21 protein-coding genes are annotated in these 24,481 nt (G+C 67.0%); 15 read left to right on the top strand and 6 right to left on the bottom strand.

Annotated elements, in window-relative coordinates; all coding sequences use genetic code 11:
• The first annotated feature begins 8 nt into the window (after positions 1-8).
• The 6 genes from AC56LU_RS20385 (at position 9) to crtB (ending at position 7,438) form a co-directional block, all read left to right on the top strand.
• On the top strand, positions 9-1,022 hold the full coding sequence (locus AC56LU_RS20385; RefSeq protein WP_497177439.1) for a porin: 1,014 nt from the start codon (positions 9-11) through the stop codon (positions 1,020-1,022).
• Positions 1,023-1,368: 346 nt separating this feature from the next.
• Positions 1,369-2,424 carry a polyprenyl synthetase family protein gene (locus AC56LU_RS20380; RefSeq protein ID WP_497177438.1) on the top strand — a complete coding sequence of 352 codons (1,056 nt, stop codon included), beginning with the start codon at positions 1,369-1,371 and terminating at the stop codon, positions 2,422-2,424.
• Between the two features lie 17 nt (positions 2,425-2,441).
• Positions 2,442-3,758, top strand: coding sequence for a glycosyltransferase (locus AC56LU_RS20375; protein ID WP_497177437.1), 1,317 nt, complete (start codon positions 2,442-2,444; stop codon positions 3,756-3,758).
• Positions 3,751-4,941, top strand: coding sequence for a lycopene beta-cyclase CrtY (crtY, locus tag AC56LU_RS20370; RefSeq protein ID WP_497177436.1), 1,191 nt, complete (start codon positions 3,751-3,753; stop codon positions 4,939-4,941). The genes AC56LU_RS20375 and crtY overlap by 8 nt, the downstream gene beginning before the upstream one ends.
• Positions 4,938-6,467, top strand: coding sequence for a phytoene desaturase (locus tag AC56LU_RS20365; RefSeq protein ID WP_497177435.1), 1,530 nt, complete (start codon positions 4,938-4,940; stop codon positions 6,465-6,467). The genes crtY and AC56LU_RS20365 overlap by 4 nt, the downstream gene beginning before the upstream one ends.
• Positions 6,464-7,438 carry a 15-cis-phytoene synthase CrtB gene (gene crtB / locus AC56LU_RS20360; protein WP_497177434.1) on the top strand — a complete coding sequence of 325 codons (975 nt, stop codon included), beginning with the start codon at positions 6,464-6,466 and terminating at the stop codon, positions 7,436-7,438. The genes AC56LU_RS20365 and crtB overlap by 4 nt, the downstream gene beginning before the upstream one ends.
• Here crtB and AC56LU_RS20355 read toward each other — a convergent pair.
• Positions 7,341-7,895 (bottom strand): sterol desaturase family protein, encoded by a 555-nt coding sequence (locus AC56LU_RS20355; protein WP_497177433.1) that lies wholly within the window; start codon positions 7,893-7,895, stop codon positions 7,341-7,343. The two genes, crtB and AC56LU_RS20355, sit on opposite strands and share 98 nt — an antisense overlap.
• A gap of 94 nt (positions 7,896-7,989) precedes the next feature.
• Here AC56LU_RS20355 and AC56LU_RS20350 point away from each other — a divergent pair, with 94 nt between their 5' ends.
• The 3 genes from AC56LU_RS20350 to nhaA all read left to right on the top strand — a co-directional run bounded on the left by AC56LU_RS20350 (position 7,990) and on the right by nhaA (position 11,501).
• Positions 7,990-8,397 (top strand): DUF2141 domain-containing protein, encoded by a 408-nt coding sequence (locus tag AC56LU_RS20350; RefSeq protein WP_497177432.1) that lies wholly within the window; start codon positions 7,990-7,992, stop codon positions 8,395-8,397.
• Between the two features lie 193 nt (positions 8,398-8,590).
• The gene (locus AC56LU_RS20345) at positions 8,591-10,078 is read left to right on the top strand and encodes an alanine/glycine:cation symporter family protein (protein ID WP_497177431.1); all 1,488 of its coding nucleotides are present in this window, start codon (positions 8,591-8,593) and stop codon (positions 10,076-10,078) included.
• A 205-nt stretch (positions 10,079-10,283) separates the two neighbouring features.
• Complete coding sequence (gene nhaA / locus AC56LU_RS20340; protein ID WP_497177430.1) at positions 10,284-11,501, top strand: Na+/H+ antiporter NhaA; 1,218 nt, start codon at positions 10,284-10,286, stop codon at positions 11,499-11,501.
• A 22-nt stretch (positions 11,502-11,523) separates the two neighbouring features.
• On the opposite strand, the gene AC56LU_RS20335 is transcribed toward nhaA, so the two are convergent.
• The 4 genes from AC56LU_RS20335 to AC56LU_RS20320 all read right to left on the bottom strand — a co-directional run bounded on the left by AC56LU_RS20335 (position 11,524) and on the right by AC56LU_RS20320 (position 16,181).
• Positions 11,524-11,997, bottom strand: coding sequence for a hypothetical protein (locus AC56LU_RS20335; protein ID WP_497177429.1), 474 nt, complete (start codon positions 11,995-11,997; stop codon positions 11,524-11,526).
• A gap of 123 nt (positions 11,998-12,120) precedes the next feature.
• Positions 12,121-14,454: a DUF4214 domain-containing protein gene (locus AC56LU_RS20330; protein ID WP_497177428.1), complete on the bottom strand. Its 2,334-nt coding sequence runs from the start codon at positions 14,452-14,454 to the stop codon at positions 12,121-12,123.
• A 112-nt stretch (positions 14,455-14,566) separates the two neighbouring features.
• Positions 14,567-15,226 (bottom strand): class I SAM-dependent methyltransferase, encoded by a 660-nt coding sequence (locus tag AC56LU_RS20325; RefSeq protein ID WP_497177427.1) that lies wholly within the window; start codon positions 15,224-15,226, stop codon positions 14,567-14,569.
• A 16-nt stretch (positions 15,227-15,242) separates the two neighbouring features.
• On the bottom strand, positions 15,243-16,181 hold the full coding sequence (locus AC56LU_RS20320; RefSeq protein WP_497177426.1) for a CysB family HTH-type transcriptional regulator: 939 nt from the start codon (positions 16,179-16,181) through the stop codon (positions 15,243-15,245).
• Positions 16,182-16,360: 179 nt separating this feature from the next.
• Between AC56LU_RS20320 and AC56LU_RS20315 the strand changes: the two genes are divergently transcribed.
• From AC56LU_RS20315 to cobA, 6 genes are read left to right on the top strand one after another with little or no spacing between them, the layout of a single operon-like run.
• Positions 16,361-18,049 carry a nitrite/sulfite reductase gene (locus AC56LU_RS20315; protein ID WP_497177519.1) on the top strand — a complete coding sequence of 563 codons (1,689 nt, stop codon included), beginning with the start codon at positions 16,361-16,363 and terminating at the stop codon, positions 18,047-18,049.
• Positions 18,042-18,605 (top strand): DUF934 domain-containing protein, encoded by a 564-nt coding sequence (locus AC56LU_RS20310; RefSeq protein WP_497177425.1) that lies wholly within the window; start codon positions 18,042-18,044, stop codon positions 18,603-18,605. Before AC56LU_RS20315 ends, AC56LU_RS20310 begins: the two co-directional genes overlap by 8 nt.
• 9 nt (positions 18,606-18,614) lie before the next feature.
• On the top strand, positions 18,615-19,331 hold the full coding sequence (locus AC56LU_RS20305) for a phosphoadenylyl-sulfate reductase (RefSeq protein ID WP_497177424.1): 717 nt from the start codon (positions 18,615-18,617) through the stop codon (positions 19,329-19,331).
• A 25-nt stretch (positions 19,332-19,356) separates the two neighbouring features.
• Positions 19,357-20,295: a sulfate adenylyltransferase subunit CysD gene (cysD, locus tag AC56LU_RS20300; RefSeq protein ID WP_497177423.1), complete on the top strand. Its 939-nt coding sequence runs from the start codon at positions 19,357-19,359 to the stop codon at positions 20,293-20,295.
• Positions 20,295-21,602: a sulfate adenylyltransferase subunit 1 gene (locus AC56LU_RS20295; RefSeq protein ID WP_497177422.1), complete on the top strand. Its 1,308-nt coding sequence runs from the start codon at positions 20,295-20,297 to the stop codon at positions 21,600-21,602. Before cysD ends, AC56LU_RS20295 begins: the two co-directional genes overlap by 1 nt.
• Before the next feature lie 12 nt (positions 21,603-21,614).
• On the top strand, positions 21,615-22,346 hold the full coding sequence (gene cobA / locus AC56LU_RS20290; RefSeq protein WP_497177421.1) for a uroporphyrinogen-III C-methyltransferase: 732 nt from the start codon (positions 21,615-21,617) through the stop codon (positions 22,344-22,346).
• A 7-nt stretch (positions 22,347-22,353) separates the two neighbouring features.
• On the opposite strand, the gene AC56LU_RS20285 is transcribed toward cobA, so the two are convergent.
• Entirely contained in the window at positions 22,354-24,462 is a 2,109-nt protein-coding gene (locus AC56LU_RS20285; RefSeq protein WP_497177420.1) for a DUF4214 domain-containing protein, read from the bottom strand.
• Between the last annotated feature and the right edge of the window lie 19 nt (positions 24,463-24,481).

The following is a 24,481-nucleotide window of genomic DNA, read 5'->3' as shown; positions in this document are numbered from 1 at the left end:
AGCTCTTCATGAAGTTCAAGTACCTGGCAGCCGCGCTGCTGTCTTCCCTGCCACTGCTCGCCAACGCCCAGACCAACGTCCAGATCTACGGCGTGATGGACGCATCGATCGGCGTGGAAGACACCGACGCACCGGGTGAAGACAGCCGTACCGTGATCAACTCGGGCAACCAGTCGAGCAGCCGTATCGGTTTCCGCGGCACCGAAGACCTGGGCAATGGCCTGAAAGCGCTGTTCAACATCGAAGCCGGCGTTGCCCTGGACACCGGCGCCGCCGATTCGAGCCTGTTTGGCCGCCGCGCCGTGGTCGGCCTGCAAGGCAACTTCGGCACCCTGACCCTGGGCCGCGAGTACAGCCCGATCGCCGCCGTGGCAGCCGCCACCGACGTGCTGGGCCAGGGCCTGTACGGCAGCAACCTGTCGGCCTTCGCCACCAACCGCCTGACCCGCCGCCTGGCCAACTCGGTCAACTACAAGAGCAACGCAGCGGCCGGCTTCATCGTCAACGCCGCCTACTCGACCGGTGAGAAGACCGTCGACCCGTCGGGCGACCTGATGGGCGTGTCGCTGGAATACAAGAACGGCGGCCTGTACCTGGGCGGCGGCTACCACGTGCTGGAGCGCCTGGCCACCGGCGACGACAAGGAATATGCCTTCGGCGCGGGCTACACCATGGGCGCGTTCGAGATCAAGGGCAACTACCTGGTGGCGGACCAGACTGGCGCCAACAACGAGTACGAGAACGCCAACATCGGCGCCGCCTTCACCACCGGCCCGAACAAGTTCTTCGTCAACTTCCAGCAGCAGAAGAACGAGAGCGGCGCCAAGGGCAATACCGTGTCGCTGGCCTACACCTACGCGCTGTCGAAGCGCACCAACATCTACACGACCTACGCCCAGCTGCGCAACAACGGACGCGGCACCTTCGGCATCAGCTCCTCGTCGGTGGCCGTCACGCCGCCGGCCACGGCGCTGGGCGCCGATCCGCGCGTGTTCAATGTGGGCCTGCGTCACTCGTTCTAAGCCAGCTTCCGCCATCAGGCCGCGCGGCGCCCGCCGCGTGTGCCTCGACAGGCCGGCAATGCCGGCCTCCCTTGCCGGCCCACGCCGGCATTTCCGCTTTACCATGTCCCTGGCTTGACCCGCTTACCTTCGACGCGTGGAGCAAACCAGCCAAGTTTTCAAGTTTAATACGCTAGCTCGGATCAATGCGTTAGTTCGCAGGCACGATCACGCATGTAACACAACTAGCAATGCGATCCGTGGCGCACAATTGAAATGATTATCGATTGACCAACATTACTTGGGGTATGATCATCGGCAAATCCGACAGTTTCTGTACCTGTTTCTTGACCAAAAGGGGTAGCGCATGAAGACAACGGGACGCCGGCTCGATGGGGCCCGCAGCGGAACCTTTAGCGGCAATATCGACGGTCTCGAACTGGCGCCTGGCGGCAATGCCGATCCGCGCGACGTGGATGCGCTGCGCGACGCCATCGAGCGCCGCATGGCCCAGTTGCTGGCCGACTGCGGCGACCAGGCCGACCCGCTCGCCGCCGCCATGCGCAGCGGTGCGCTCAGCGCCGGCAAGCGCATGCGCCCGCTGCTGGTGATGCTGGTGGCGCGCGACCTCGGCTGCACCTCGCCGGCGCTGGCCGATGTCGCCTGCGCGGTCGAGATGGTGCATGCGGCTTCGCTGGTGCTGGACGACATGCCCTGCATGGACAATGCCCAGCTACGCCGCGGCAAGCCGGCCATCCACGTGCAATACGGCGAGGATGTCGCCATTCTGGCCTCGGTGGCGCTGCTCAGCCGTGCATTCGGCGTGCTCGCCAATGCCGGCGACATTCCGCCGGTGACGCGCGCACGCCTGGTGGCGCGCCTGAGCGAGACCATCGGCACCCAGGGCCTGGTGCGCGGCCAGTTCCAGGATCTGCACGGCGGCGCCCGCACCCTCGACGCCATCGCCACCACCAACGAACTCAAGACCGGGGTGCTGCTCGGCGTCGCCGTCGACATGGCCGCCATCATCGCCCAGGCCGACGAGCGCGTTGCGCAGTCGCTGCGCGCCTTCGCACTGGCGGCCGGCCACGCCTTCCAGATCCGCGACGACTTTCTTGACCTGCCGGGCAAGGACATCGCACTGACCGGCGCCGACAGCGGCAAGGACACCGGCAGGGATCTCGGCAAGTCGACCGTGCTGGCTTCGCTCGGTTTCGACGAAGCCCGGCGCTGCCTGGCACGACATCTGCACGACGCCGAACGTCACCTGCAGGACGCGCTCGGCGCCAATGCCACCACGCCGCAGTTCATGGCCAGCCTGTTCGGGCAGGGCAAGGCACGCCCGCGTTTCCCGCTCGATGCCGGGTCTGCCGGGGTTGCCGAGCGCGAGTTCGCGCGCAGCCGCGAAGCCGTGGTGAACTGAAACCTGGAAAGTATCGCATGGCGCACTTCGGGGTGGTCGCACCCGCGTTCTACAGTCATTTCAGCGCCTTGAGCGCGCTCGCCGGCGAACTGGTGGCGCGCGGCCACCAGGTCACGTTCATCCACCAGCCCGACGCCCGCGACTTCGTTGCCGACCCGCGGGCCGGCTTTCATGCGGTCGGCAGCGCCACCCATCCTCCCGGCTCGCTGGCCGCAGTGCTGCGCCGCGCCGCCAGCCCGGGCGGGCCGCTCGGGCTGCGCCGCGTCATCCTCGACATGGCGGGCAGCACCGACATGCTGTGCCGCGAACTGCCGCGCGCCATCGACGTCCTCGGCATCGACGCCATCATCGCCGACCAGATGGAAGCCGCCGGCGGGCTGGTCGCCGAGGGACTGGGCCTGCCCTTCGTGTCGGTGGCCTGCGCGCTGCCCGTGAACCGCGAACCCGGCATTCCGCTGGCCGTCATGCCCTTCGAGTACGCCGACGACGAACGCGCACGCGCGATCTGCGAGGGCAGCACCCGCGTCTACGACTGGATGATGGCGCCGCACGGACGCAGCATCGCGGCCAATGCGCAGCGCCTCGGCCTGGCGCCGCACGCCGCGCTGCACGATTGCCTGTCGCCGCTGGCCCAGGTCAGCCAGACCGTGGCCGGCTTCGACTTCCCGCGGCGCGCGCTGCCCCCGCACTTCCACCATGTGGGACCGCTGCGCCCCACCGGCCAGCGCCCCGGCTGCGGACCGGCCAGGCTGCCCTTGCCCGCGATCGCGGCCGGCCGCCCCTTCGTCTTCGCCTCGCTCGGCACCATGCAGGGTGGACGCTTCGCGCTGTTCAAGCGCATCGCCCGCGCCTGCCGCGCGCTCGACGCGCAGCTGCTGGTGGCGCACTGCGGCGGCCTGGATACCGCGCAGGAGCGCGCGCTCGAACGCGCCGGCGCCACCTGGGTATGCGCCTTCGCCGACCAGGCGGCGGTCATGGCGCGCGCCGATGCGGTGGTCTCGCACGCGGGCTCGAACACCGTGATGGACGCGATCGCCGCGCGCACGCCGATCCTGGCGCTGCCGATCGCCTTCGACCAGCCGGGCACGGCCGCGCGCATCGTCCACACGGGCGTGGGCCTGAAGGCATCGCCGCGCTTCTCCAGCAGCACCCACCTGGCCGGCCTGTTGCGCCGCCTGCTCGGCGAACCCGGCTTCGCAGCGCGCCTGGACGCCCTGGCCGGCAGCGTGGCCGCCGCCGGCGGCACGCTGCGCGCGGCCGACATCATCGAAGCCGCGCTGCGCGATGCGCGCCAGCCGGCATTGGACCAGTTACGCGTGGCCAGCCTTGGATAAGCCCGCGCCCGCCGCCCTCCCCTACGACCTGGTGCTGGCCGGAGGCGGACTTGCCAACGGGCTGCTGGCCTGGCGCCTGCGCAGTCTGCGCCCCGAGCTGCGCGTGCTGCTGCTCGAGAGTGAAGACCACATCGGGGGCAACCATACCTGGTCGTTCCACGACACCGACCTGACACCCGCGCAGCAGGCTTGGATCGCGCCGCTGGTGTCGACGCGCTGGCCGCGCTACGAGGTGGCCTTCCCCGAGCTCGCGCGCACCCTCGATGGCGGCTACGCCAGCATCGCGTCCGGCGACTTCGCGCGCGTGATCGAGCCGGCGCTGGGGGCCGCCCTGCGCACCCGGGTACGGATCGACACCGTCACCCCGACCAGGGTCGACCTGGCCAATGGCGAGTCGATCCACGCCCGCGCCGTCATCGACGGGCGCGGCATGCGGCCGAGCACGCGGCTGTCGCTCGGCTACCAGACCTTCCTCGGCCAGGAGCTGCGCCTGGCCGCGCCACACGGCCTCGCCGCCCCGGTCATCATGGACGCCACCGTCGAACAGCAGGGCGGCTACCGCTTCGTCTACCTGCTGCCCTTCGGGCCGGACCGGGTGCTGGTCGAGGATACGCACTACGTCGACAGCGCCGCCTGGCAGCCAGAGCGGCTGCGCGCCAACATCACGGCCTATGTCGCCGCGCGCGGCTGGCAGGTAGCGGAGGTGGTGCGCGAAGAACACGGCTCGCTGCCGATCGTGCTGGCCGGCGACTTCGACGCCTTCTGGGCCGACCTGCACGGACAGCCCAGCAGCGGACTGCGCGCCGGCCTGTTCCACCCGACCACCGGCTATTCGCTGCCCCACGCGGTGCAGCTTGCCGACCGCATCGCCGCCATGACGGAGCTCGATGCCCCGGCATTGTTCGCGGCGATCCGCGACGAGGCCCGCCGCGCGTGGCAGGGCCAACGCTTCTTCCGGCTGCTCAACCGCATGCTGTTCCTCGCCGGCCGTCCCGACGGGCGCTGGCGCGTGATGCAGCGCTTCTACCGCCTGCCGGCGCCGCTGATCGCCCGCTTCTATGCCGGACGGCTGCAGTTGGGCGACAAGGCGCGTTTACTCAGCGGCAAACCGCCGGTGCCGGTGGCGCAAGCCCTGGCCGCGGCGTGCAAGATCCACCCCGACCAGATCAGGAAACCAGCATGAACCAACAAAAGAAAGCGGTGGTCATCGGCGCCGGCTTCGGCGGCCTCGCGCTCGCCATCCGGCTCCAGGCCAGCGGCACGCAGGTCACCTTGCTGGAAAAACGCGACAAGCCGGGCGGCCGCGCCTATGTCTATGAAGACCAGGGCTTCGTGTTCGACGCCGGCCCGACCGTCATTACCGACCCCTCGTGCATCGAGGAGCTGTTCACGCTGGCGGGCAAGCGCATCGGCGACTACGTCGAGATGCTGCCGGTGACGCCCTTCTACCGCCTGTGCTGGGAAGACGGCAGCCACTTCGATTATGCCAACGACCAGGAAGCGCTCGACCGCCAGATCCACGCGCGCAACCCGGCCGACGTCGAGGGCTACCGGCGCTTCCTGGCGTATTCGAAGGCGGTGTTCGAGGAAGGCTACCTGAAGCTCGGCGCCGTGCCCTTCCTGTCCTTCCGCGACATGATCGCGGCCGGGCCGCAGCTGGCCCGCCTGCAGGCCTGGCGCAGCGTCTACGGCATGGTGGCGCGCTTCATCCAGGACGAGCAGCTGCGCCAGGCCTTTTCCTTCCACTCGCTGCTGGTGGGCGGCAACCCTTTCGCCACGAGCTCGATCTACACCCTGATCCATGCGCTGGAACGCCGGTGGGGCGTATGGTTCCCGCGCGGCGGCACCGGCGCCCTGGTGCAAGCCCTGGTGCGCCTGTTCCAGGACATCGGCGGGCGCATCGAACTGAACGCGCCGGTGGCGCGCATCGAGGCCGAAGGCAAGCGGGTAAGCGGCGTGCGGGTGGAAGACGGACGCCTGTTCCAGGCCGACGCGGTGGCCTCGAACGCCGACGTGGTCCACACCTATGCCAATCTGCTCGGCCAGCACCCGCGCGGCCGGGCCGAAGGCGCCTCGCTGGGCAAGAAGCGCTTCAGCAATTCGCTGTTCGTGCTCTATTTTGGCCTCGACAAGCACCATGAGCAGCTGCAGCACCACACGGTCTGCTTCGGCCCGCGCTACCGCGAACTGATCAAGGACATTTTCCAGGGCCAGACCCTGGCGGACGACTTCTCGCTCTACCTTCACGCGCCCTGCGTCACCGATCCGTCGCTGGCGCCGCCCGGCTGCGGCAGCCACTACGTGCTGGCGCCGGTGCCGCACCTGGGCAATGCGCCGATCGACTGGTCGGTCGAAGGGCCGAAATACCGCGACCGCATCTTCGACTATCTCGAACAGCGCTACATGCCGGGCCTGCGCAGCCAGCTGGTCACTAGCCGCTTCTTCACCCCGGTGGACTTCCGCGACCAGCTCAACGCCCACCTCGGCTCGGCCTTCTCGCTGGAGCCGGTCCTGACCCAGAGCGCCTGGTTCCGGCCACACAACCGCGACAGCGAATTGTCCAACCTCTACCTGGTGGGCGCCGGCACCCACCCCGGCGCCGGCGTGCCGGGCGTGATCGGCTCGGCCAAAGCGACCGCCGGGCTGATGGTGGAGGACCTGGCGCAGTCGTGGGCGCCTGGTGCGTCCGGGGAGGCGGTGCGGGCATGAGCGAAGCGCTGATGGAGCACGCGACCCGCACCATCGAGGTCGGATCGAAAAGTTTCGCTGCGGCGGCGCGCCTGTTCGACCCGGCGACGCGGCGCAGCGTGTTGATGCTGTACGCCTGGTGCCGCCATTGCGACGACGTGGTCGATGGCCAGGAACTGGGCTTCAATCCCGCCGTCGCCGCGACCCACGATGCCGCCGCCGCGCTCGCGCTGCTGGAGACGCAGACCCGCCGTGCCTATGCCGGCGAGCCGATGCACGATCCCGCCTTCGCCGCTTTCCAGGAAGTGGCGCTGCGCCACCGCATCGATCCGCGTTTCGCGTTCGATCACCTGGCCGGCTTCGCGATGGACGTCGAGGGCGCGCACTACGAAACCATCGACGACACCTTGCGCTACTGCTACCACGTGGCCGGCGTGGTCGGCCTGATGATGGCCTCGATCATGGGCGCACACGACCAGCGGGTGCTGGACCGGGCCTGCGACCTCGGGCTGGCCTTCCAGTTGACCAATATCGCACGCGACATCGTCGAGGATGCCCGCATGGGGCGCTGCTACCTGCCGGCCCAGTGGCTGCGCGAGGCCGGCATCCCTGTGGACGAACTGGCCGAGCCTCGCCACCGCGCCGCCCTGGCGAAGGTGGCGGCCCGGCTGGTGGACCACGCCGAGCCCTACTACGACTCGGCGCGCGGAGGCATTGCCGCCCTGCCCTTGCGCTCTGCTTGGGCGATTGCCAGCGCACGCAATGTCTATCGCGAGATCGGCATCGAGGTGAAGCGGCGCGGCCCCCACGCCTGGGATGCGCGCACCGGCACCGGCAAGGCGACGAAACTGTGGCTGCTGATGAAGGGCGCGGTCAGCGCCCTTGGCTCGCGCTTCAGTGCGCGTGATCCTGCGGCGCGGCCGAGGGCGCTGTGGCAGCGTCCTGGCGCCGCGGCGGACGTCCCCCATGCTGCGCATGCAGAGCTTGCTTGAGTTTGTGGACCGGCGGCGCGTACAGGAAGCCGAAGGACACCGCGCCGTCCTTGCCCTCGACCGCATGGTGCATGCGGTGGGCCTGGTACAGGCGCTTGAGGTAGCCGCTGCGCGGCGTATAGCGGAACGGCCAGCGCTGGTGCACCAGGCCGTCGTGGGCGACGAAATACAGGGCGCCGTAGGCGGTCATGCCGGCCCCGATCCACTGCAGCGGCCAGGCGCCTTCGGTACCGAACCAGATCAGGGCGATCGCCACGCCCGCGAACACCACGGCATACAAGTCGTTCTTCTCGAACCAGCCGGTGCGCGGCTCGTGATGCGAGCGGTGCCAGCCCCAGCCGAAGCCATGCATCACGTGTTTGTGCGCGACGATGGAAAACACTTCCATCAGCACGACGGTAAGCACGACGATGAGGGCATTGAGCAGCATGGTGCGAATATAGTAAACGGAATACATCGAGCCTACCACAGGCGCTGCGCCGCACAAGGGTCGCACGCACCCGCTGCGGTTCAGCGACGGTACACCCATCTCCATTAACGAAAGGATATTCATGCGTCATGTACTGCTTTCCTGCGCCCTGCTGCTGGCGGCGCTGCCTGCGTCGGCTGCGACGGTCGAAGTACGGGTGACGAACGTGGCCGGCGGCAAGGGCAAGGTCAACGTCGCCGTGTGCGACCGCGAGCGCTTCCTCAAGCAATGCGTCTACAGCGCCTCGGTCCCGGCCCGCGCCGGCGAAACCGTGGTCGCTTTGCGCGATATTCCTGTCGGCACCTGGGCCGTGGTGGCCTACCAGGACGAAAACGAAAACGGCGAGCTCGACCGTAACTTCATCGGCATCCCGAAAGAGAACTATGGTTTCAGCCGCGATGCCGCCGGCCGCTTCGGCCCACCGGGCTTCGACGACGCTGCCATCGAAGTCAAGGAAGGCACGACGGTGGCGCCGATCAAGCTACATTGAGGCAAGCGGCGCACCGAAAACGTGCCGGCACGCCCCGTCCGACAGCTTTCGGTGCACGTTTTCGAGGCAGCTCCTGCGGCCCAAAAATAACGGTAGGAATCGGTTGATGCTTCATGTATCTTTGCTATCCACGAGAGGCCGGGCAGCGTTTCCGGCCATAAGATTCAAAGACCTTGCTACGGGGATCACGTAAATGAATGAGTTGGTCAATACCATCAACGGCTATGTATGGAGCACGGCCCTGATTGCGCTCTGCCTGGGCGCCGGCCTGTATTTCTCCATCCGCTCGCGCTTCCTGCAAGTGCGCCACCTGCGTGAAATGACGCGCCTGATGATCGACGGGAAAAGCTCCGAACAGGGCGTCTCGTCCTTCCAGGCCCTGACCATGACGCTGGCCGGCCGCGTCGGCACCGGCAACATCGCCGGCGTCGCCACCGCCATCACCTTCGGCGGTCCGGGTGCGGTGTTCTGGATGTGGGCGGTGGCCTTCCTCGGCGCCAGCTCGGCCTTCGTCGAATCGACCCTGGGCCAGGTGTACAAGGAATCGATCAACAAGCAGTTCCGTGGTGGCCCCGCCTTCTACATCGAGAAGGGCCTGGGCGTGAAGTGGTATGCGATGCTGTTCGCGCTCGTCACCATCTTCGCTACCGGCCTGCTGCTGCCGGGCGTACAGGCCAATTCGATCGCGGAAAGCCTGAAGACCGCCGCCGGTGTCGACACCACCGTGACCGGCGCCCTGCTGTCCATCGCCCTGGCCTTCATCATCTTCGGCGGCGTCAAGCGCATCGCGACTTTCGCCGAATATGTCGTGCCCTTCATGGCGCTGGGCTACATCGTCGTCGCCGTCATCATCGTTGCGCTGCACATCGAGCAGTTGCCCTCCGTGCTCTCGCTGATCTTCACCTCGGCCTTCGGCGCGGACGCCGCCTTCGGCGCCATCATCGGCATGGCGATCCAGTGGGGCGTCAAGCGCGGCGTGTACTCGAACGAAGCGGGCCAGGGCACCGGCCCGCACGCCTCTTCGGCGGCGGAAGTGAGCCACCCGGCCAAGCAGGGCCTGGTGCAGGGCTTCTCGGTGTATGTCGACACCCTGTTCGTGTGCTCGGCCACCGCCTTCATGCTCCTGATTACCGGCCAGTACAACGTGCAGGCGCCGGACGGCACCCCGATGTTCACCGGTATCCAGGGCGTGGCCGCCGGCCCGGGCTACGTGCAGACGGCGCTCGAAAACATCATGCCGGGCTTCGGCTCCCTGTTCGTCGCGATCGCCCTGCTGTTCTTCGCGTTCACGACGATCGTGGCCTATTACTACATCGCCGAAACCAATATCGCCTACATCAACCGCGCGACCGGCCGCCCCTGGATGACCTTCCTGCTGAAGCTGGCGATCATCGGCGCGACCTTCTACGGCACCATCAAGACCGCCGACGCGGCCTGGGCACTGGGCGATCTCGGCGTGGGCCTGATGGCATGGCTGAACCTGATCGCGATCCTCTTGATGCGCAATGTGGCCTTCAAGTGCCTGCGCGACTACGAAGCGCAGAAGAAGCTGGGCAAGGATCCGGTCTTCGATCCGGTGGCGCTGGGCATCGAGAACGCGCACTTCTGGGAGCAGCGTCTCAAACTGGCCGGCGAGCAGGGCAAGACCGGCGCCGCGCTGGCCGACGAGGCAGCGCGCTAGCATCACCCCGGCCGTCCGGCAGCCTCGTGCCTGCCGGACGTGTTATCATGATCGCGGGTGTTCGTGCCGTCCAGGCACGACAGGATGCGCGATGGTCGGGCCGCCACGCGGCTCTTTCACGACCATACCTCATGACCATCCTGCACAGCCACGTCGGCGCCACGCCTGCCGCTTCCCCTCTTTGCCACGCCGCCTCGGGGGCCGCATGATCCGCATCGAGCGCCGCCTTTCCCAGACTTTCAAAGAATTCATCCACTCGAGCAAGGCCGGCGGCATCATCCTGATCGCCTGCACGCTGCTCTCGCTGACGCTCGCCAATTCGGCCTTCGGTCCGGGCTACCTCGGATTCTGGCACCAGTACGTGGCGGGCTTGAGCATCGAGCATTGGGTCAACGACGCCCTGATGGCGATCTTCTTCCTCCTGATCGGTCTCGAGCTCGAACGCGAATTGCAAAACGGGGAGTTGTCCGATCTCAGGAACGCCATGCTGCCGATGCTGGCCGCGGCCGGGGGCATCGCCCTGCCCTCGCTGATCCACTTCGGCCTGAACGGCGGCACGCCCACCCAGGCCGGCATCGGCATCCCGATGGCGACCGACATCGCCTTCGCGCTCGGCGTGCTGGCCCTGCTCGGCAGCCGGGTGCCGGCCTCGCTCAAGATCTTCCTGACCGCGCTCGCCGTCATGGACGACCTGGGCGCGATCATCGTCATTGCCGTGTTCTACACCAACGACCTGTCCTTCCTCTACCTGCTCGGCGCAATGGGCGTGTTTGCCGGCCTGCTGGCGATGAACCGGGTGCTGCGCGTGATGGCCCTGCTGCCTTACCTGCTGGGAGGCGCGCTCATGTGGTTCCTGATGCTCAAGTCGGGCGTGCACGCGACCATCGCCGGTGTGCTGCTGGCCTTCACCATCCCGTATTCGGCCAAGGAAGACGACACCCACTCGCCCTCGCACCGGCTCGAGCACTTCCTGCACAAGCCGGTCACCTTCCTGATCCTGCCGCTGTTCGCCCTGGCCAACACCGGGATCATCATCGGCGCGGGCTGGACCACGGAACTCCTGAGCGACAACAGCCTCGGCATCATCCTGGGCCTGGTCGCCGGCAAGCCCCTCGGTATTTTCCTGTTCAGTTTTGCGGCTGTAGCGCTGGGACTGTGCCGCCTGCCGCTCGACCTGGCCTGGCGCCACATCATCGGGGCCGGCATGCTGGGCGGCATCGGCTTCACGATGTCGATCTTCATCACCAACCTGGCCTTCACGGGTGCGAACGACACCATCAATGCGTCCAAGATGGCAATCCTGATCGCCTCGCTGATCGCGGGCGTCGCCGGCTTCATCTGGCTGAAGCTGTGGGGTGGTCCGCTGGCAACCGATACCGATACCGATACGATGGACTACGAAGCGCCCGAACCGGCGCGCTGACTCAGTCGCCAGGCGGGGCCGGCTAGGTGCGGCCTTGGCGAGTCGACAGTGCGACGACCGCCGAGCCTGCGGCGACCACCAGCGCATCTTCGATCAGGCCGCTGCGGGTCTGGCCGATGCGCGCCATGGCCTGTTTGCGTCCGGCCAGTGTCAGGTAGGCGAGCGGCACCGCAGTGGCGATCGCCGCCGCCGCGCCCGCCTTCTCCCGGCCGCGCGGCGCCAGCGCCGCACCGGCGATGCCGGCGCTCATCACGCGCGCCAGCAAGCCCAGGAACACCGTGCGGTCCGGCGCGGTCTTCATCTTGTCTCCGTATAGCTCGCCGGCGCCCATCGCCAGCGCGCCATATTTGAAGAGAGGCCGATCGAGGAGAAACAGCTCTCCCGGGGTATCGCGTCGTGCGAGGCGCGCCGTGGCGATGGTGGCCATTGGCGTCATGGATCGCGCGCTGGCGACGGCGCCGATCAGGATGGAAGGAAGCAGGCTACGTAATATCATGTCGGGAACTCCGGGAAGGCGTTGGCTGAATGGGCCCTGCGGGGCCCGCTAGCTCAACTGTAATCGGCCCCGCCCGCACGTGTCGCCACGCAGCAGCGCGCCCTCCCCGGCCTTCAGACCGGCTTACTGCCGGCTGATCTTCACCGTCTCCCCGTCCTTGCTCGACGCCGTCACCGTGACGGTGACGCCGTCGACCGTCACCGACTCGCCGCTGCGCAGCGCCGCGTCCTCGAAAGCCGGATCGACCGAGCCGGGACGCCGCACCGTGCGGTAGCCGCCCTTGAGCGTGCCGAGCGTCATGTCAACGGTGTAGACCAGCACGCCTTCGTTGCCGGCGGCGATGCGGTCGTAGCCTTCGTTCTTGCGCGACTCCATCACCAGGATCTTCGTACCCGACAGCGGCACCATGGCCGCCTTGGTGCCGGCCGACTGGCGTACCAGGGGTTCCAGCGCGACGCTGGTGCCGGCGCCGCCCAGGCTCTCCTTGGGCAGGCAGGCCACCTGCGCTTCAGGCAGCCAGCCCAGCAGGTAGCGGTCCCAGCCGTTGTTCTCGATCGCGTTGCGGCTCCAGTTCATGGCCATGAGGCCCCAGTGGCCGAGGGTCTGGCTCTTGTGGTCGAGGTCTTCGTCGTACAGGCCGAAGGCGTGGCCGGTCTCGTGTGCCATCCAGCGCCATTCATTGCCAGGCTGCAGGTACATGTCGGCGCCGCCGGTGGCGCCGTTGATCACGTAGCCGGTCGAGGTCCAGGTCGGGCCGGTAATGGCCGGGCCATAGCCCATCTTCGACATCGGCATTTCCTTCGGTACCAGGATGTAGACGGCGTCATAGCGGCTGAAATCCACCTGCCCGTCGAGCATCGCGAAGATGTCGTTGCGGTAGGAGGTGAAGTCGCCCGAGCCGTTCACCGAAGTGAAGCCGTACCTGGATGGGTTGAACGGCAGGCGCACCCAGTTCGGCAGGATGTCGAACGCAAAGGCCAGGCGGCCGTAGGACTGCTTGTGGAAGAAGTCGCGTACTTCGTTGGCCACCGGTGTGAACAGGCTGCCCGGATCGCCCTGGCCCGCCACTTCCGGGAAGTCCACCGGGATGATCAGGGATCGCACGGAACCGAAGGACGGCAGGCGCGTGCGCACCTTCGGGAAGCCGGCCGACAGGTCGGTCGCGAAGCTGCGCTGCGGCGTGACCTGGTCGGCCAACTGGCATTGCGAGGTCGGCTGGAAGCTCGACACCGGGCGTTCGGCCAGCAGGCGCAGCGCGTCCTGGCGCAGCTTGACATCCGGCGTGACCTGGGCCGGGACCGTGACGGTGACCGCGTAGTAGCCGTTGGCGTTGGCGTTGCGGTCCTGCAGCGTGACCGCGCCGGCGGCCGATACGCTGGCGTTGTAGCGGCGCCGCTGCAGTCCGTTGTCGGGCTCGACCACGTCGAATTCGTAGGTAACGCCTGGCGTCAGCTGCTGGTACAGGCTGCCGTCGCGGCCGGCGGCGACGAAGTTCCAGGCCCCATTGGCTGTCACGTTGCGCAGGAAGATGCCGGTTGCCAGGGCGGCGCCGGCGCTGCTGCGGGGATCGTACAGCCACAGCTTGAGGTTGGTCCCGGCCGGCACTGGCGCCAGGGTTGCCGGCACCGGCGGCGCCGCGGCCTCCGCGGGCGGACGCGCCACCACCTGCAGCGGCAGGATCACGGGTGCGGTAAGCGCGGCGCTGTTCATGGCCGGCGCCGGCGCCACGATATCCCAGCCCTTGCTGGCGGCAATGTTCGCGGCCAGTTCGTGGATGGTCGAACGGATGGTGGCGTCGAAGCCGGCCAGGTCGGTGGCGCCGCCGACCCGGGCCAGCATGCCGCGCACGACCGCGTCGGCGGCCAGGCCGCTATAGCCCTGTTGCTGCACCGGCGTCGCCAGCAGGCCGGTAAAGGCGCCTGCCGCCGAGGTCTTGTTGGCGATGATGCCGACATCGCTGCCGCCGGCGCCCGACATCAGCTGGATGGCGGCGCTCGCGCGCGTCATCAGCTTGTCGTCCAGGGCTCGGACCCAGAACGCCTTGCCGGCGTCGTCGGCAGGCCGGTTGAACAGGTTACGGTACAGGGCGTCGATGAACTGGCCGTTGTCGCCCGGGTACAGGGCGTTTGACTCGGCGCTGGTGCCGAAGCTGTCGATCTCGGCGCGCAGCGCGGCGTTGCTGTCGTAGGTGCGCGCAATGCCGGCGATGTCGAGCGGCGCGCCGGCGGCCAGCAACACCTTGGCGTGCCAGTCCAGGCCGCCGACGTCGGCGGGCCTGCCGAAGTAGCCCACATAGATCTGCTGCACGACACGATGGTAGTCGGCCGCAACCGGCGCGCTGGCGGTGGTGGTCATCAGGGACCGCGACTGCTGCACGCCGGTGGACGGTGGGCTGGCGTCGCCGCAGGCAGCCAGCAAGGTCAAAATGAGGGGGGATGCGATGCGGCGTGCCAGCACGATGTCTCCTGTTGTCGAATGTGCCAGCGAGTATAGCGGGCAATGTTACCAACAGGAAAATATTATGCGGCTTCGCGCCCAGTCGTTGCTATTTGGCAACCACCCCCGGCGTTTACTTCAATCTGCAGGTCAGCGCCCAGCAGCTGTCCCAGCGGCCGATCTTGATCTCGCGCACCGCCGTGCCGAGGCGCTTGCGCAGCGCGCTGTCGGTCGGGTAGTTCTTGGGCAGCTCGTGGCGATTTCCCTCCGCATCCACGAACTGGGCCCAGGTATTGCCCTGGGCGTCGGTGCGGGCAATCGAAGGGCTGGCGCCTTCGACGTACTCGTCGTCGATCAGCACCAACAACGCATCCTTGCCGATGCGCGCGCGCAGGCCGGCCAGGAAGGCGTCCTGCTGTTCCTTTTTAAAATGCGACCACAGGAAGCCGGCGAACACGGCGCTGAATTTGCCCAGGTCGGTCGGCAGGTTCAGCGCGTCGACGACACGGTATTGCACGTTTTCCAGCCCGTCGCCATGCTCGCGCGCCACGTTCAGCATCGCTTCGCTGATGTCGGTGGCCAGCACCGACGCGGCGGTCACGGCGATCACATCGGTAAAAAAGCCGGTGCCGCAACCGAGTTCCAGCACGGTATGGCCGCGCATCAGGTCTGCAACCTGTTCGGCGACGTCGTCGAGGTCGTCCTGGCGGTCCTCGTCGGTCTCGTCGTGGAACTGGGCGTCGTAATGGTCGGCGATGGCCGTGTAGAACTCCGCGACTGGATTGGTGCTCATGGTGTTTCCTTGATTATTACAGGTCGTAGTTGTCGCCGCCGCGCATCGCCGACTCCACCATCTTGCGATTGAGCGTCGGGGCGAGCAGTTCGATGAAGGTATAGATATAGCTGCGCAAGTAGGCGCCCTGCTTGACCGCCACGCGCGAGGTGTTCATGCCGAACAGGTGGCCGACGGGAATGGCGCGCAGGTTGCGGTCGCGCTCCGGATCGAAGGCCATGCCGGCGATGATGCCGACACCCATGCCCAGCTCCACATAAGTCTTGATGACGTCGGCGTCGATCGCTTCCAGCAGCACGTCCGGTTTCAGGCTGCGCAGGCCGAAGGCGTGGTCGATCTTGCTGCGGCCGGCAAAGGCCGCGTCGTAGGTGATGATCGGGTAGCTGGCAATTTCTTCGAGCGACACCGCCTTCGACCTGGTCAGCGGATGCTCGTGCGGCACCACCAGCACGTGCTCCCACTGGTAGCACGGCAGCGTGATCAGGCCGTCGACGGCGGCGATCGACTCGGTGGCGATGGCCAGGTCGGCCTGGTCGTTCTTGACCATGTCGGCGATCTGCTTCGGGTTTCCTTGCAGTAAAGACAAGCGCACCTTCGGAAACTTCTGCATGAAACCCTGCACCACTTTCGGCAGCATGTAGCGGGCCTGCGTGTGGGTGGTGGCGATGGTGAAGCTGCCGCTGTCATGGGCCGCATACTCCTTGCCGATGCGCTTGAGGCTGTCGATCTCCTGCATGATCAGCTCGACCGACTGCAGTACCAGCCGGCCCGGCTCGGTCAGTCCACGGATGCGCTTGCCGTGGCGGGTGAAGATGTCCACCCCGAGCTCTTCCTCGAGCTCGATGATGGCTTTCGAGACCCCGGGCTGGGAGGTGAACAGGGACTTGGCCGCATCGGTCAGGTTGTAGTTCTGGCGGACGGCTTCGCGCACGAAACGCAGCTGGTGAAGATTCATGAAGGGGTATCGGTTCTTGTGATTGTGGCTACGGATGACATTTTAAGATGCTTATTCAAGTTACGCATATAAGCAAATGAATTCTCCGTAGTTTGGAATATATGCGTCGGACCCTACACTTGGCCTGACATTTAACGGGTGGACAATGTTTGTACGGTCTGCCCTCACTGGACGAGACCATGTACCGCTACGACCACTACGACCATCTCATCGTGCGCGAACGCATCGCGCAGTACCGCAGCCAGGTGGAGCGCCGCCTCTCCGATGAGTTGACCGAAGAAGAATTCATCCCCTTGCGCCTCCAGAACGGCCTGTACATGCAGCGCCACGCCTACATGCTGCGCGTGGCCGTGCCGTATGGCCTGCTGGCGTCGAAGCAGATGCGCATGTTTGCCCATATTGCCCGTAAGTACGATCGTGGTTATGGCCATTTCACCACCCGTCAGAACATCCAGTACAACTGGATTGAGCTGGAACAAACGCCCCACATCCTGGAAGACCTGGCCTCGGTCGAGATGCACGCGATCCAGACCTCGGGCAATTGCATCCGCAACATCACGACCGACGAATTCGCCGGCGTCGCCGCCGACGAGATCATCGATCCGCGCCCCTTCGCCGAGATCCTGCGCCAGTGGAGCACCTTCCACCCCGAGTTCATCGCCCTGCCGCGCAAGTTCAAGGTGGCGATCAACGGCGCCGTCGAAGACCGCGCCGCGATCGCCATCCACGACATCGGCCTGACCTTGGTGCGCAACGACGCCGGTGAGGTCGGCTTCAAGTTCATGGCCGGCGGCGGCATGGGCCGCACCCCGATCCTGGGCTCGGTCATCCGCGACTTCCTGCCGTGGCAACACCTGCTGACCTATACCGAAGCCGTGATGCGCGTGTATAACCAGCACGGCCGCCGCGACAACAAGTACAAGGCCCGCATCAAGATCCTGCTCAAGGCCATGGGCGTGGAAGAATTCGCGCGCCAGGTCGAGGCCGAATGGGTCGACCTGAAGGACGGTCCGGAAACCCTGACCCAGGAAGAATTCGACCGCGTCGCCCAATGGTTCCAGCCGCACGGCTACGCGCAGCTGGACGACATCGACCCGGCCGTACAGCATGCGGACAACCGCGCCTTCGCCAACTGGCTCAACCGCAACGTCAAGCCGCACAAGGTGCCGGGCTATGCCGCCGTGGTGCTGTCGCTCAAGAAGACCGGGGTGCCGCCGGGCGATGCGACGGCCGAGCAGATGGACTTCGTGGCCGACCTGGCCGACAAGTACAGCTTCGGCGAACTGCGCGTGACCCACGAGCAGAACCTGGTGCTGGCCGACGTCGAGCAGAGCAAACTGTTCGAACTGTGGCAGCTGGTCAAGGCCAAGGGCCTGGCGACGCCGAACATCGGCCTGCTGACCGACATGATCGCCTGCCCGGGCGGCGACTTCTGCTCGCTGGCGAATGCCAAGTCGCTCCCGATCGCGGCCGCCATCGCGGAGCGCTTCGACAACCTCGACTTCCAGCACGACATCGGCGAGATCGAACTGAACATCTCGGGCTGCATCAATGCCTGCGGCCACCACCATGTGGGCGCCATCGGCATCCTCGGCGTCGACAAGGACGGCAGCGAGTGGTACCAGGTGTCGATCGGCGGCTCGCAGGGTAACAACTCGGCGATCGGCAAGATCATCGGGCCCTCGTTCTCGGCGCTGCAGATGCCGGAAGTGGTCGGCCGCCTGCTGGAAGTCTATGTGCGCGAGCGCTTCGAGGGCGAACGCTTCGTGGACACCGCCCAGCGCCTGGGCGTCGCGCCGTTCAAGGAATACGTGTATGCCACGCCGATCGCGGCGGGCGAACTGGTTGGAGAAGACCACTATGCCTAATTTCGTCCTGCACAAGCAGATCATCAAGCACCGCGACGTGGTCGAGGACGACTGGAGCGTCCTGCGCCTGGCCGAGGGCGAGAGCGTCGATACCGTCGAGGTCCCGGCAGGCAAGTTCATCGTGCCCCTGGGCGTATGGCAGGCGCAGCGCGCGCTGCTGTCGAGCCGCGCCGAGATCGGCGTCTGGCTGGCGCCGGACGAACAGGCCGCCGCCATCAAGGACGACCTGGACCGCTTTGGCGTGGTCGCGGTGGACTTCCCGAAGTTCTCGGACGGCCGCGGCTACTCGACCGCGTTCAACCTGCGCAAGCGTCTCGGTTACCAGGGCGAACTGCGCGCCATCGGCGACGTGCTGCGTGACCAGCTGTGGCCCCTGTCGCGCGTCGGCTTCGATGCTTTCGCCACCCGCCAGGACCGCAGCATCCACGATGCGCTCAAGGGTTTGACCGTGTTCTCGGAAACCTACCAGGCATCCAGCGACCAGCCGCTGCCGCTGTTCCGCCGCGCGCCGCGCGGCACGCCGCCCGAGCTCACCGACGTCGGTGCGGGTATCTAAGGGACTGCCATGAGCGAGCTCCACCATCGTGTCGAAGAGACCCAGGCCATCCTGGCACGCATCGCCCGCGACTTCTCGCCCGCCGTGTTCGCATCGAGCCTGGCGGCCGAGGACATGGTCCTGACCGACCTGATCCTGAAAGCGAAGCTGCCGATCGGGATCTTCTCGCTCGAGACCGGCCGCCTGCACGCCGAAACCCTGGATATGCTGAACCGCGTGCGCGCCACCTACGGCTATGAGATCGCCCTGTTCAAGCCACAGCCGGAAGCGGTGGAAGCCTATGTGGCGAACAACGGCCTGAACGCCTTCTACGACAGCGTCGAGATGCGCAAGGAATGCTGCCGCGTGCGCAAGGTCGAGCCGCTGGGCCGCGCCCTGGCCGGCAACAAGGCCTGGATCACGGGTCAGCGCCGCGCCCAGTCGACCACCCGCACCGAGCTGGCGGTGCAGGAAGACGATGCCGCGCACGGCCTGCAGAAGTTCAATCCGCTGGCCGACTGGTCGGAGGACAACGTGTGGGAATACCTGCGCGCCAACGCCGTGCCCTACAATGCCCTGCACGACCGCGGCTACCCTTCGATCGGCTGCGAACCCTGCACCCGCGCGGTCCAGCCGGGCGAGGATGTGCGCGCCGGCCGCTGGTGGTGGGAGAACCCCGAATCGAAGGAATGCGGCCTGCACGTGGTCGACGGCAAACTCATTCGCATCAAATCCGTGGCGGCTTGAAAACGTCACCCAAAGGCAAAACAACATGACGACAGTATTCGACAACCCCGGCGTGCTCACCGACATGAACGCGCGCCACCTCGACGCCCTCGAATCCGAGGCCATCCACATCCTGCGCGAAGTGGCGGCCGAATGCAGCAACCCTGCCCTGCTGTTCTCGGGCGGCAAGGATTCGGTTGTCCTGCTGCGCCTGGCCGAAAAGGCCTTCCGCCCTGGTAAATTCCCCTTCCCGCTGGTGCACATCGACACCGGCCACAACTTCGACGAAGTGATCGCCTTCCGCGATGCGCGCGTAGCGGAGCTGGGCGAGCGCCTGATCGTCGGCTCGGTCGAGGACTCGATCAAGCGCGGCACGGTGCGCCTGCGTAATCCAGCCACCGATTCGCGCAACGCGGCGCAAGCCGTGACGCTGCTGGAAACCATCGCCGAACACGGCTTCGACGCCTGCATCGGCGGCGCCCGCCGCGACGAAGAGAAAGCGCGCGCCAAGGAGCGCATCTTTTCCTTCCGCGACGAATTCGGCCAGTGGGACCCGAAGGCCCAGCGCCCGGAACTGTGGGATCTCTACAATACCCGAGTCCATCCGGGCGAGAACATGCGCGTGTTCCCGATCTCGAACTGGACCGAGCTGGATGTGTGGCAGTACATCGCCCGCGAGAAGCTGGCCCTGCCCCCGATCTATTTTGCGCACGAGCGCCAGGTCATCCCGCGCAACGGCCTGCTGGTGCCGCTCACGCCCCTGACCCCGCCGCGCGAAGGCGAAACCGTGGAAACCCGCACCGTGCGCTTCCGCACCGTGGGCGACATCTCCTGTACCTGCCCGGTGGCCTCGCATGCCAGCACGGTCGAGAACATCATCGCCGAAACCGCCGTCACCGAAGTGACCGAGCGCGGCGCGACCCGGATGGACGACCAGACCTCCGAAGCCTCGATGGAAAAACGCAAGAAGCAAGGATATTTCTGATGAACGCCATGACTGAAAGTCTCCACCAAAGCGGCCTGCTGCGCTTCATCACCGCCGGTTCCGTCGACGACGGCAAGAGCACCCTGATCGGCCGCCTGCTGTTCGACAGCAAGGGCATCTTCGCCGACCAGCTGGCCGCCGTCTCGCGCTCGAAGCACAAGCGCACCGTGGGCGACACCATCGACCTGTCGCTGCTGACCGACGGCCTGGAAGCCGAGCGCGAACAGGGCATCACCATCGACGTGGCCTACCGCTACTTCGCCACGCCGAAGCGCAAGTTCATCATCGCCGACACTCCGGGCCACGAGCAGTACACCCGCAACATGGTCACCGGCGCCTCGACCGCCGACGCCGTGATCATCCTGGTGGACGTCTCCAAGGTCAAACTGGGCGACGACGGCAGTGTGACCTTGCTGACGCAAACCAAGCGCCACTCGACCATCGCCAAGCTTCTGCAGATCGAGCACGTGATCGTGGCCGTCAACAAGATGGACCTGGTGAACTACGACCAGGCCGTGTACGACCGCATCGTGGCCGCCTATGCCGAATTCGCCGCTTCGCTGGGCCTGAAGGACGTCACCGCGATCCCGCTGTCGGCGCTCGCGGGCGACAATGTGGTCGACGCGTCGAGCAAGATGCCCTGGTACGGCGGCCCGACCCTGATCGAGCTGCTGGAGGGCCTGTCGGTCTACGACGAATCGCACGACGCGCCCTTCCGCTTCCCGGTGCAGTTGGTGGCGCGCCACAACGGCCACGAAGCGAACGACTTCCGCGGCTACATGGGCCGCATCGAGTCGGGACGGGTGGCGGTCGGCGACAGGCTGGTGGTCCAGCCATCCGGCCAGCAGGCGACCGTGAAAGAGATCGTCACCTTCGACGGTTCCCTGCAGTCGGCCGCGGCCGGCCAGTCGGTTACCCTGCTGCTGAACGAATACCTGGATATCTCGCGTGGCGACCTGCTGGCCGGCGCCGACCAGCCGGCGACGCAACTGAAGCAGGTGGTGGCGGATGTGTGCTGGATGTCGGACGAGCCGCTCGACGCGCGCCGCAAGTACTGGATCAAGCATGGCACCCGCCAGACCGGCGCCAAGGTCAAGCAGGTCGACAGCATCCTCGACGTCAACACCCAGCAACGTCATGAGGCACAGGGCCTGAAGCTGAACGACATCGCCACCGTGCAGCTCACCGTGCAGCAACCGCTGGCGGCCGACGCCTATTGCGACAACCGCGCCACGGGCGCCTTCATCCTGATCGATGAGGTCACCCACCAGACCGTTGCGGCGGGTATGATTCGTTTGGATCAATAAGGAGAGGGCCGTATGCGGGAGATGGGAAAAGTCTATCTGGTCGGGGCAGGACCCGGAGCGGCCGATCTCATCACCGTGCGCGGCGCGCGCCTGCTGGAGCAGGCGGACGTGGTGCTCTACGACGCCCTCGTCACGCCCGAGATGCTGGCCTTGTGCCGCCAGGCCGAGCTGATCTCGGTCGGCAAGCGCTCCGGCCAGCGCTCCACGGCGCAAACCCATATCAACGAGCAGCTGGTCGAATGCGCCGGCAAGTTCAAGCACATCGTGCGCCTGAAAGGCGGCGACCCGATGCTGTTCGGCCGCGCCGATGAAGAACTGCGCGCGCTGGAAGCGGTGGGGGTCGAGGTCGAGGTTGTTCCCGGCATTACCACCGCGGTTGCCGCCGCGGCGGCGACCAAGCAGCCGCTGACCAAGCGCGGCGTGGCGCGCAGCGTCGCCTTCTTTACCTCGAGCACGGCGCCGGACCAGCCGGACCAGCGGATCGCCGCACCGCCCGCCCTCCCCGAAACCGATACCTTGGTCCAGTACATGGGAGGACGCGAAGCCGCCGCCACCGCCGAGCGCTTGCTGGCGGAAGGACGGCGGGCGGATTTGCCGGTGGTGGTGGTGGAGAATTGCAGCCGTTCGGATGAACGCATCCTGCGCCTGACGCTGTCGGACCTGGCGCGCGGCCTGGAGCCGGGGCATGGGCCGGTGCTGGTGATGCTGGGCGAAGCACTCGCCAAACGCGAGCATCAACCGTAAGGACCAATCATCCCCATGGCGTAAACTCGATCCCGTTCTGGATCGCCCCGATCACCTGCGCCTGGTTCTCGGCGCTCTCGCTGAAGAAGGCCAGCACCTGCTCGCGCGGGGTGTGCAGCTCGGCCAGCGCCTTCATCCAGTAGTCGTAGCCGGCGCCTTCGGCGCTCCGATGCAGCACGTTGTTGTACAGCAGTCCCACGAACTGCGCATCGGTGGCGTTGGCGCCGTATAGATCCTTGAATTCCGCGCTGGTCGCAAAGCCCGCCGCCACCTGTTCGAGCGTCGCGCCCGCATCCATCATCCTGATCCAGTAGCCGACGCCCGCCTGGTCCGGAGCCCGGTCGAAGGCGGCCTTGTACAGGCGGTAGGCCTGGCCGGCGGTGCCGCCGATGTCCAGCGCCAGCGCGACGTCGCCGAACAGGATGCGCTCGACGTCGACCAGGGTATCCACGCCGCTCATGCCGACGTTGTCGATCACGGTGACGGCCGTCGTATCCCGCAGTACCGTGAAGCCGCCCCGCAGGCCGTCATAGCTGACCGTGTCGACGCCGTCGAAGCCGGACAGGCGCTCGTTGCCCGCGCCGGCCACCAGGTGGCGGCCGCTGTCGCTGAACCAGCCGCTGTCGGAACCCATGGCGCCGTTGTCCACCCCTCCCGTCAGCACCCGCAGCTCGACCTGCACCGCGCCGCTGGCGGCGGTGTCGACCCACGCCGCGGCGAAGCCGCCGTTCGCGAGCGCCGTGAGTTCCACATGAGCCTGGTCGCCGGCGCGGCCCTCGTTGATGGCGAACTCGCGCAGGTCGAGCGCGTTGCCCCCGGCGTCGAAGCGGCGGCCGAATACGCCATTGCCGTCGAAGTCGCCGCTGGCGGACTGCCAGCCGATCACGAAGCCGCCGTCAAGCGATGCAGTGACGGCGGCGTCGAAACGCCCGCCGCCGCTGTCGATATTGGCCTGGGTGACGGCGCCGGCCTTGTTCCCAAACGCGTCATAGCGCTGGAAGAAGATATCGCTGATCGTGAAGCCGAGCGGCTCGTTGGCATAGCTGTCCCAGGCGACGACATAGCCGCCGCCCGCGAGCGCCGCGATGTTCGGCAGCGGCGCGGCGGTGGCGATGCTCGCCGCCAGGCCGTCGCCGTTGACCACGGTGGCAGCGCCGCCCTGCGCCGCGACGTAGATGTTGCCGTCGCCGATCTCGCCCCAGGCCACGGTGTAGCCGGCGCCGGTGGCGGCAATGCTCGGGCTGAAGGCGGTGCCGAGGCTGCCGTAGACCTGCTCGGCGCCGACCAGGTTGCCGCCGGCATCGGCCACGCGCACGTGGACCTGGCCACCGGCGCGCCAGGCGATGGCGAAGGAGCCATCCCGCAGGGCGACGGCATCCGGCATGGCGGCATCGACGGCCGGCGCGGCGTCCAACAGCACCTGCGCGCCCAGCTGGCCGTTCACGTCGGCGATCCTGAAGGCGATGCGCGGCTGGCCGTCCACTGCGGTGGTGTAGCTCGTGACGAAGCGTCCGCCGCCAAGGGCCGCCACCGAAGGCTCGCCTTCGGCGACGCCGTCGCCGCCGGGCGTGAGGGCGAAGGCGCCGGTGCGCGCATTGCCGGCGGCATCGCGCACCTGCGCCCGGATCGCCCCGTCGGCGCCCTGCCAGGCCGCGGCGAAGCCGCCGTCCTGCAGCGTCGCCAGCGCCGGGCTGGCGCCGGCGCTGGCCGCCCCGAGCGCGGTCTCGGCGCCGAAGCCGTTCAGCTCGCGCGTGCTGCCCGCTTCGACCGTGTATACGAGGGTCTCGGCAACACCCTTCCCGGGGAGCGGATTGCCCTGGTAATCGATCTGGTAGCGGTCGTAGTAGTGCGCGGTGACGGTGACCGGCGTGCCGGCGGCCGGCATCAGGGCCGCGTTGGCGACCACCAGGCGCGCCGAGGTGTCGACCGCCGGGTCATAGCCGATGCTGAACAGGCCCGGCACCGACTGCGCGTCGATCACCCAGCGGCCGCTGGTCAGCACGCCGAAATCGATCGGGGTCAGGATCGCGGCGATATCGCCGGTGCGCAGGGTCGTGAACAGGGTGTCGCGGTCGTCGATGATGCCGACCGGGGCGTAGTCGATTTCGGTACTCATGGAAAGCTGTCCTGGATGG

Source organism: Telluria sp. PB2R4, from assembly GCF_059685695.1.
The sequence above is the reverse complement of the archived record's forward strand: the minus strand, read 5'-3'. Positions and strand labels throughout refer to the sequence as shown.

What these genes read in the sequence shown, in the direction of transcription:
- AC56LU_RS20355 (WP_497177433.1), bottom strand. Translation starts at nt 7,895, where the DNA reads ATGTATTCCGTTTACTATATTCGCACCATGCTGCTCAATGCCCTCATC.
- AC56LU_RS20315 (WP_497177519.1), top strand. Translation starts at nt 16,361, where the DNA reads ATGTACCGCTACGACCACTACGACCATCTCATCGTGCGCGAACGCATC.
- AC56LU_RS20320 (WP_497177426.1), bottom strand. Translation starts at nt 16,181, where the DNA reads ATGAATCTTCACCAGCTGCGTTTCGTGCGCGAAGCCGTCCGCCAGAAC.
- cobA (WP_497177421.1), top strand. Translation starts at nt 21,615, where the DNA reads ATGCGGGAGATGGGAAAAGTCTATCTGGTCGGGGCAGGACCCGGAGCG.
- AC56LU_RS20380 (WP_497177438.1), top strand. Translation starts at nt 1,369, where the DNA reads ATGAAGACAACGGGACGCCGGCTCGATGGGGCCCGCAGCGGAACCTTT.
- AC56LU_RS20285 (WP_497177420.1), bottom strand. Translation starts at nt 24,462, where the DNA reads ATGAGTACCGAAATCGACTACGCCCCGGTCGGCATCATCGACGACCGC.
- AC56LU_RS20385 (WP_497177439.1), top strand. Translation starts at nt 9, where the DNA reads ATGAAGTTCAAGTACCTGGCAGCCGCGCTGCTGTCTTCCCTGCCACTG.
- crtB (WP_497177434.1), top strand. Translation starts at nt 6,464, where the DNA reads ATGAGCGAAGCGCTGATGGAGCACGCGACCCGCACCATCGAGGTCGGA.
- AC56LU_RS20305 (WP_497177424.1), top strand. Translation starts at nt 18,615, where the DNA reads ATGAGCGAGCTCCACCATCGTGTCGAAGAGACCCAGGCCATCCTGGCA.
- AC56LU_RS20365 (WP_497177435.1), top strand. Translation starts at nt 4,938, where the DNA reads ATGAACCAACAAAAGAAAGCGGTGGTCATCGGCGCCGGCTTCGGCGGC.
- AC56LU_RS20310 (WP_497177425.1), top strand. Translation starts at nt 18,042, where the DNA reads ATGCCTAATTTCGTCCTGCACAAGCAGATCATCAAGCACCGCGACGTG.
- AC56LU_RS20295 (WP_497177422.1), top strand. Translation starts at nt 20,295, where the DNA reads ATGAACGCCATGACTGAAAGTCTCCACCAAAGCGGCCTGCTGCGCTTC.
- AC56LU_RS20325 (WP_497177427.1), bottom strand. Translation starts at nt 15,226, where the DNA reads ATGAGCACCAATCCAGTCGCGGAGTTCTACACGGCCATCGCCGACCAT.
- AC56LU_RS20350 (WP_497177432.1), top strand. Translation starts at nt 7,990, where the DNA reads ATGCGTCATGTACTGCTTTCCTGCGCCCTGCTGCTGGCGGCGCTGCCT.
- AC56LU_RS20335 (WP_497177429.1), bottom strand. Translation starts at nt 11,997, where the DNA reads ATGATATTACGTAGCCTGCTTCCTTCCATCCTGATCGGCGCCGTCGCC.
- AC56LU_RS20375 (WP_497177437.1), top strand. Translation starts at nt 2,442, where the DNA reads ATGGCGCACTTCGGGGTGGTCGCACCCGCGTTCTACAGTCATTTCAGC.
- cysD (WP_497177423.1), top strand. Translation starts at nt 19,357, where the DNA reads ATGACGACAGTATTCGACAACCCCGGCGTGCTCACCGACATGAACGCG.
- nhaA (WP_497177430.1), top strand. Translation starts at nt 10,284, where the DNA reads ATGATCCGCATCGAGCGCCGCCTTTCCCAGACTTTCAAAGAATTCATC.
- AC56LU_RS20345 (WP_497177431.1), top strand. Translation starts at nt 8,591, where the DNA reads ATGAATGAGTTGGTCAATACCATCAACGGCTATGTATGGAGCACGGCC.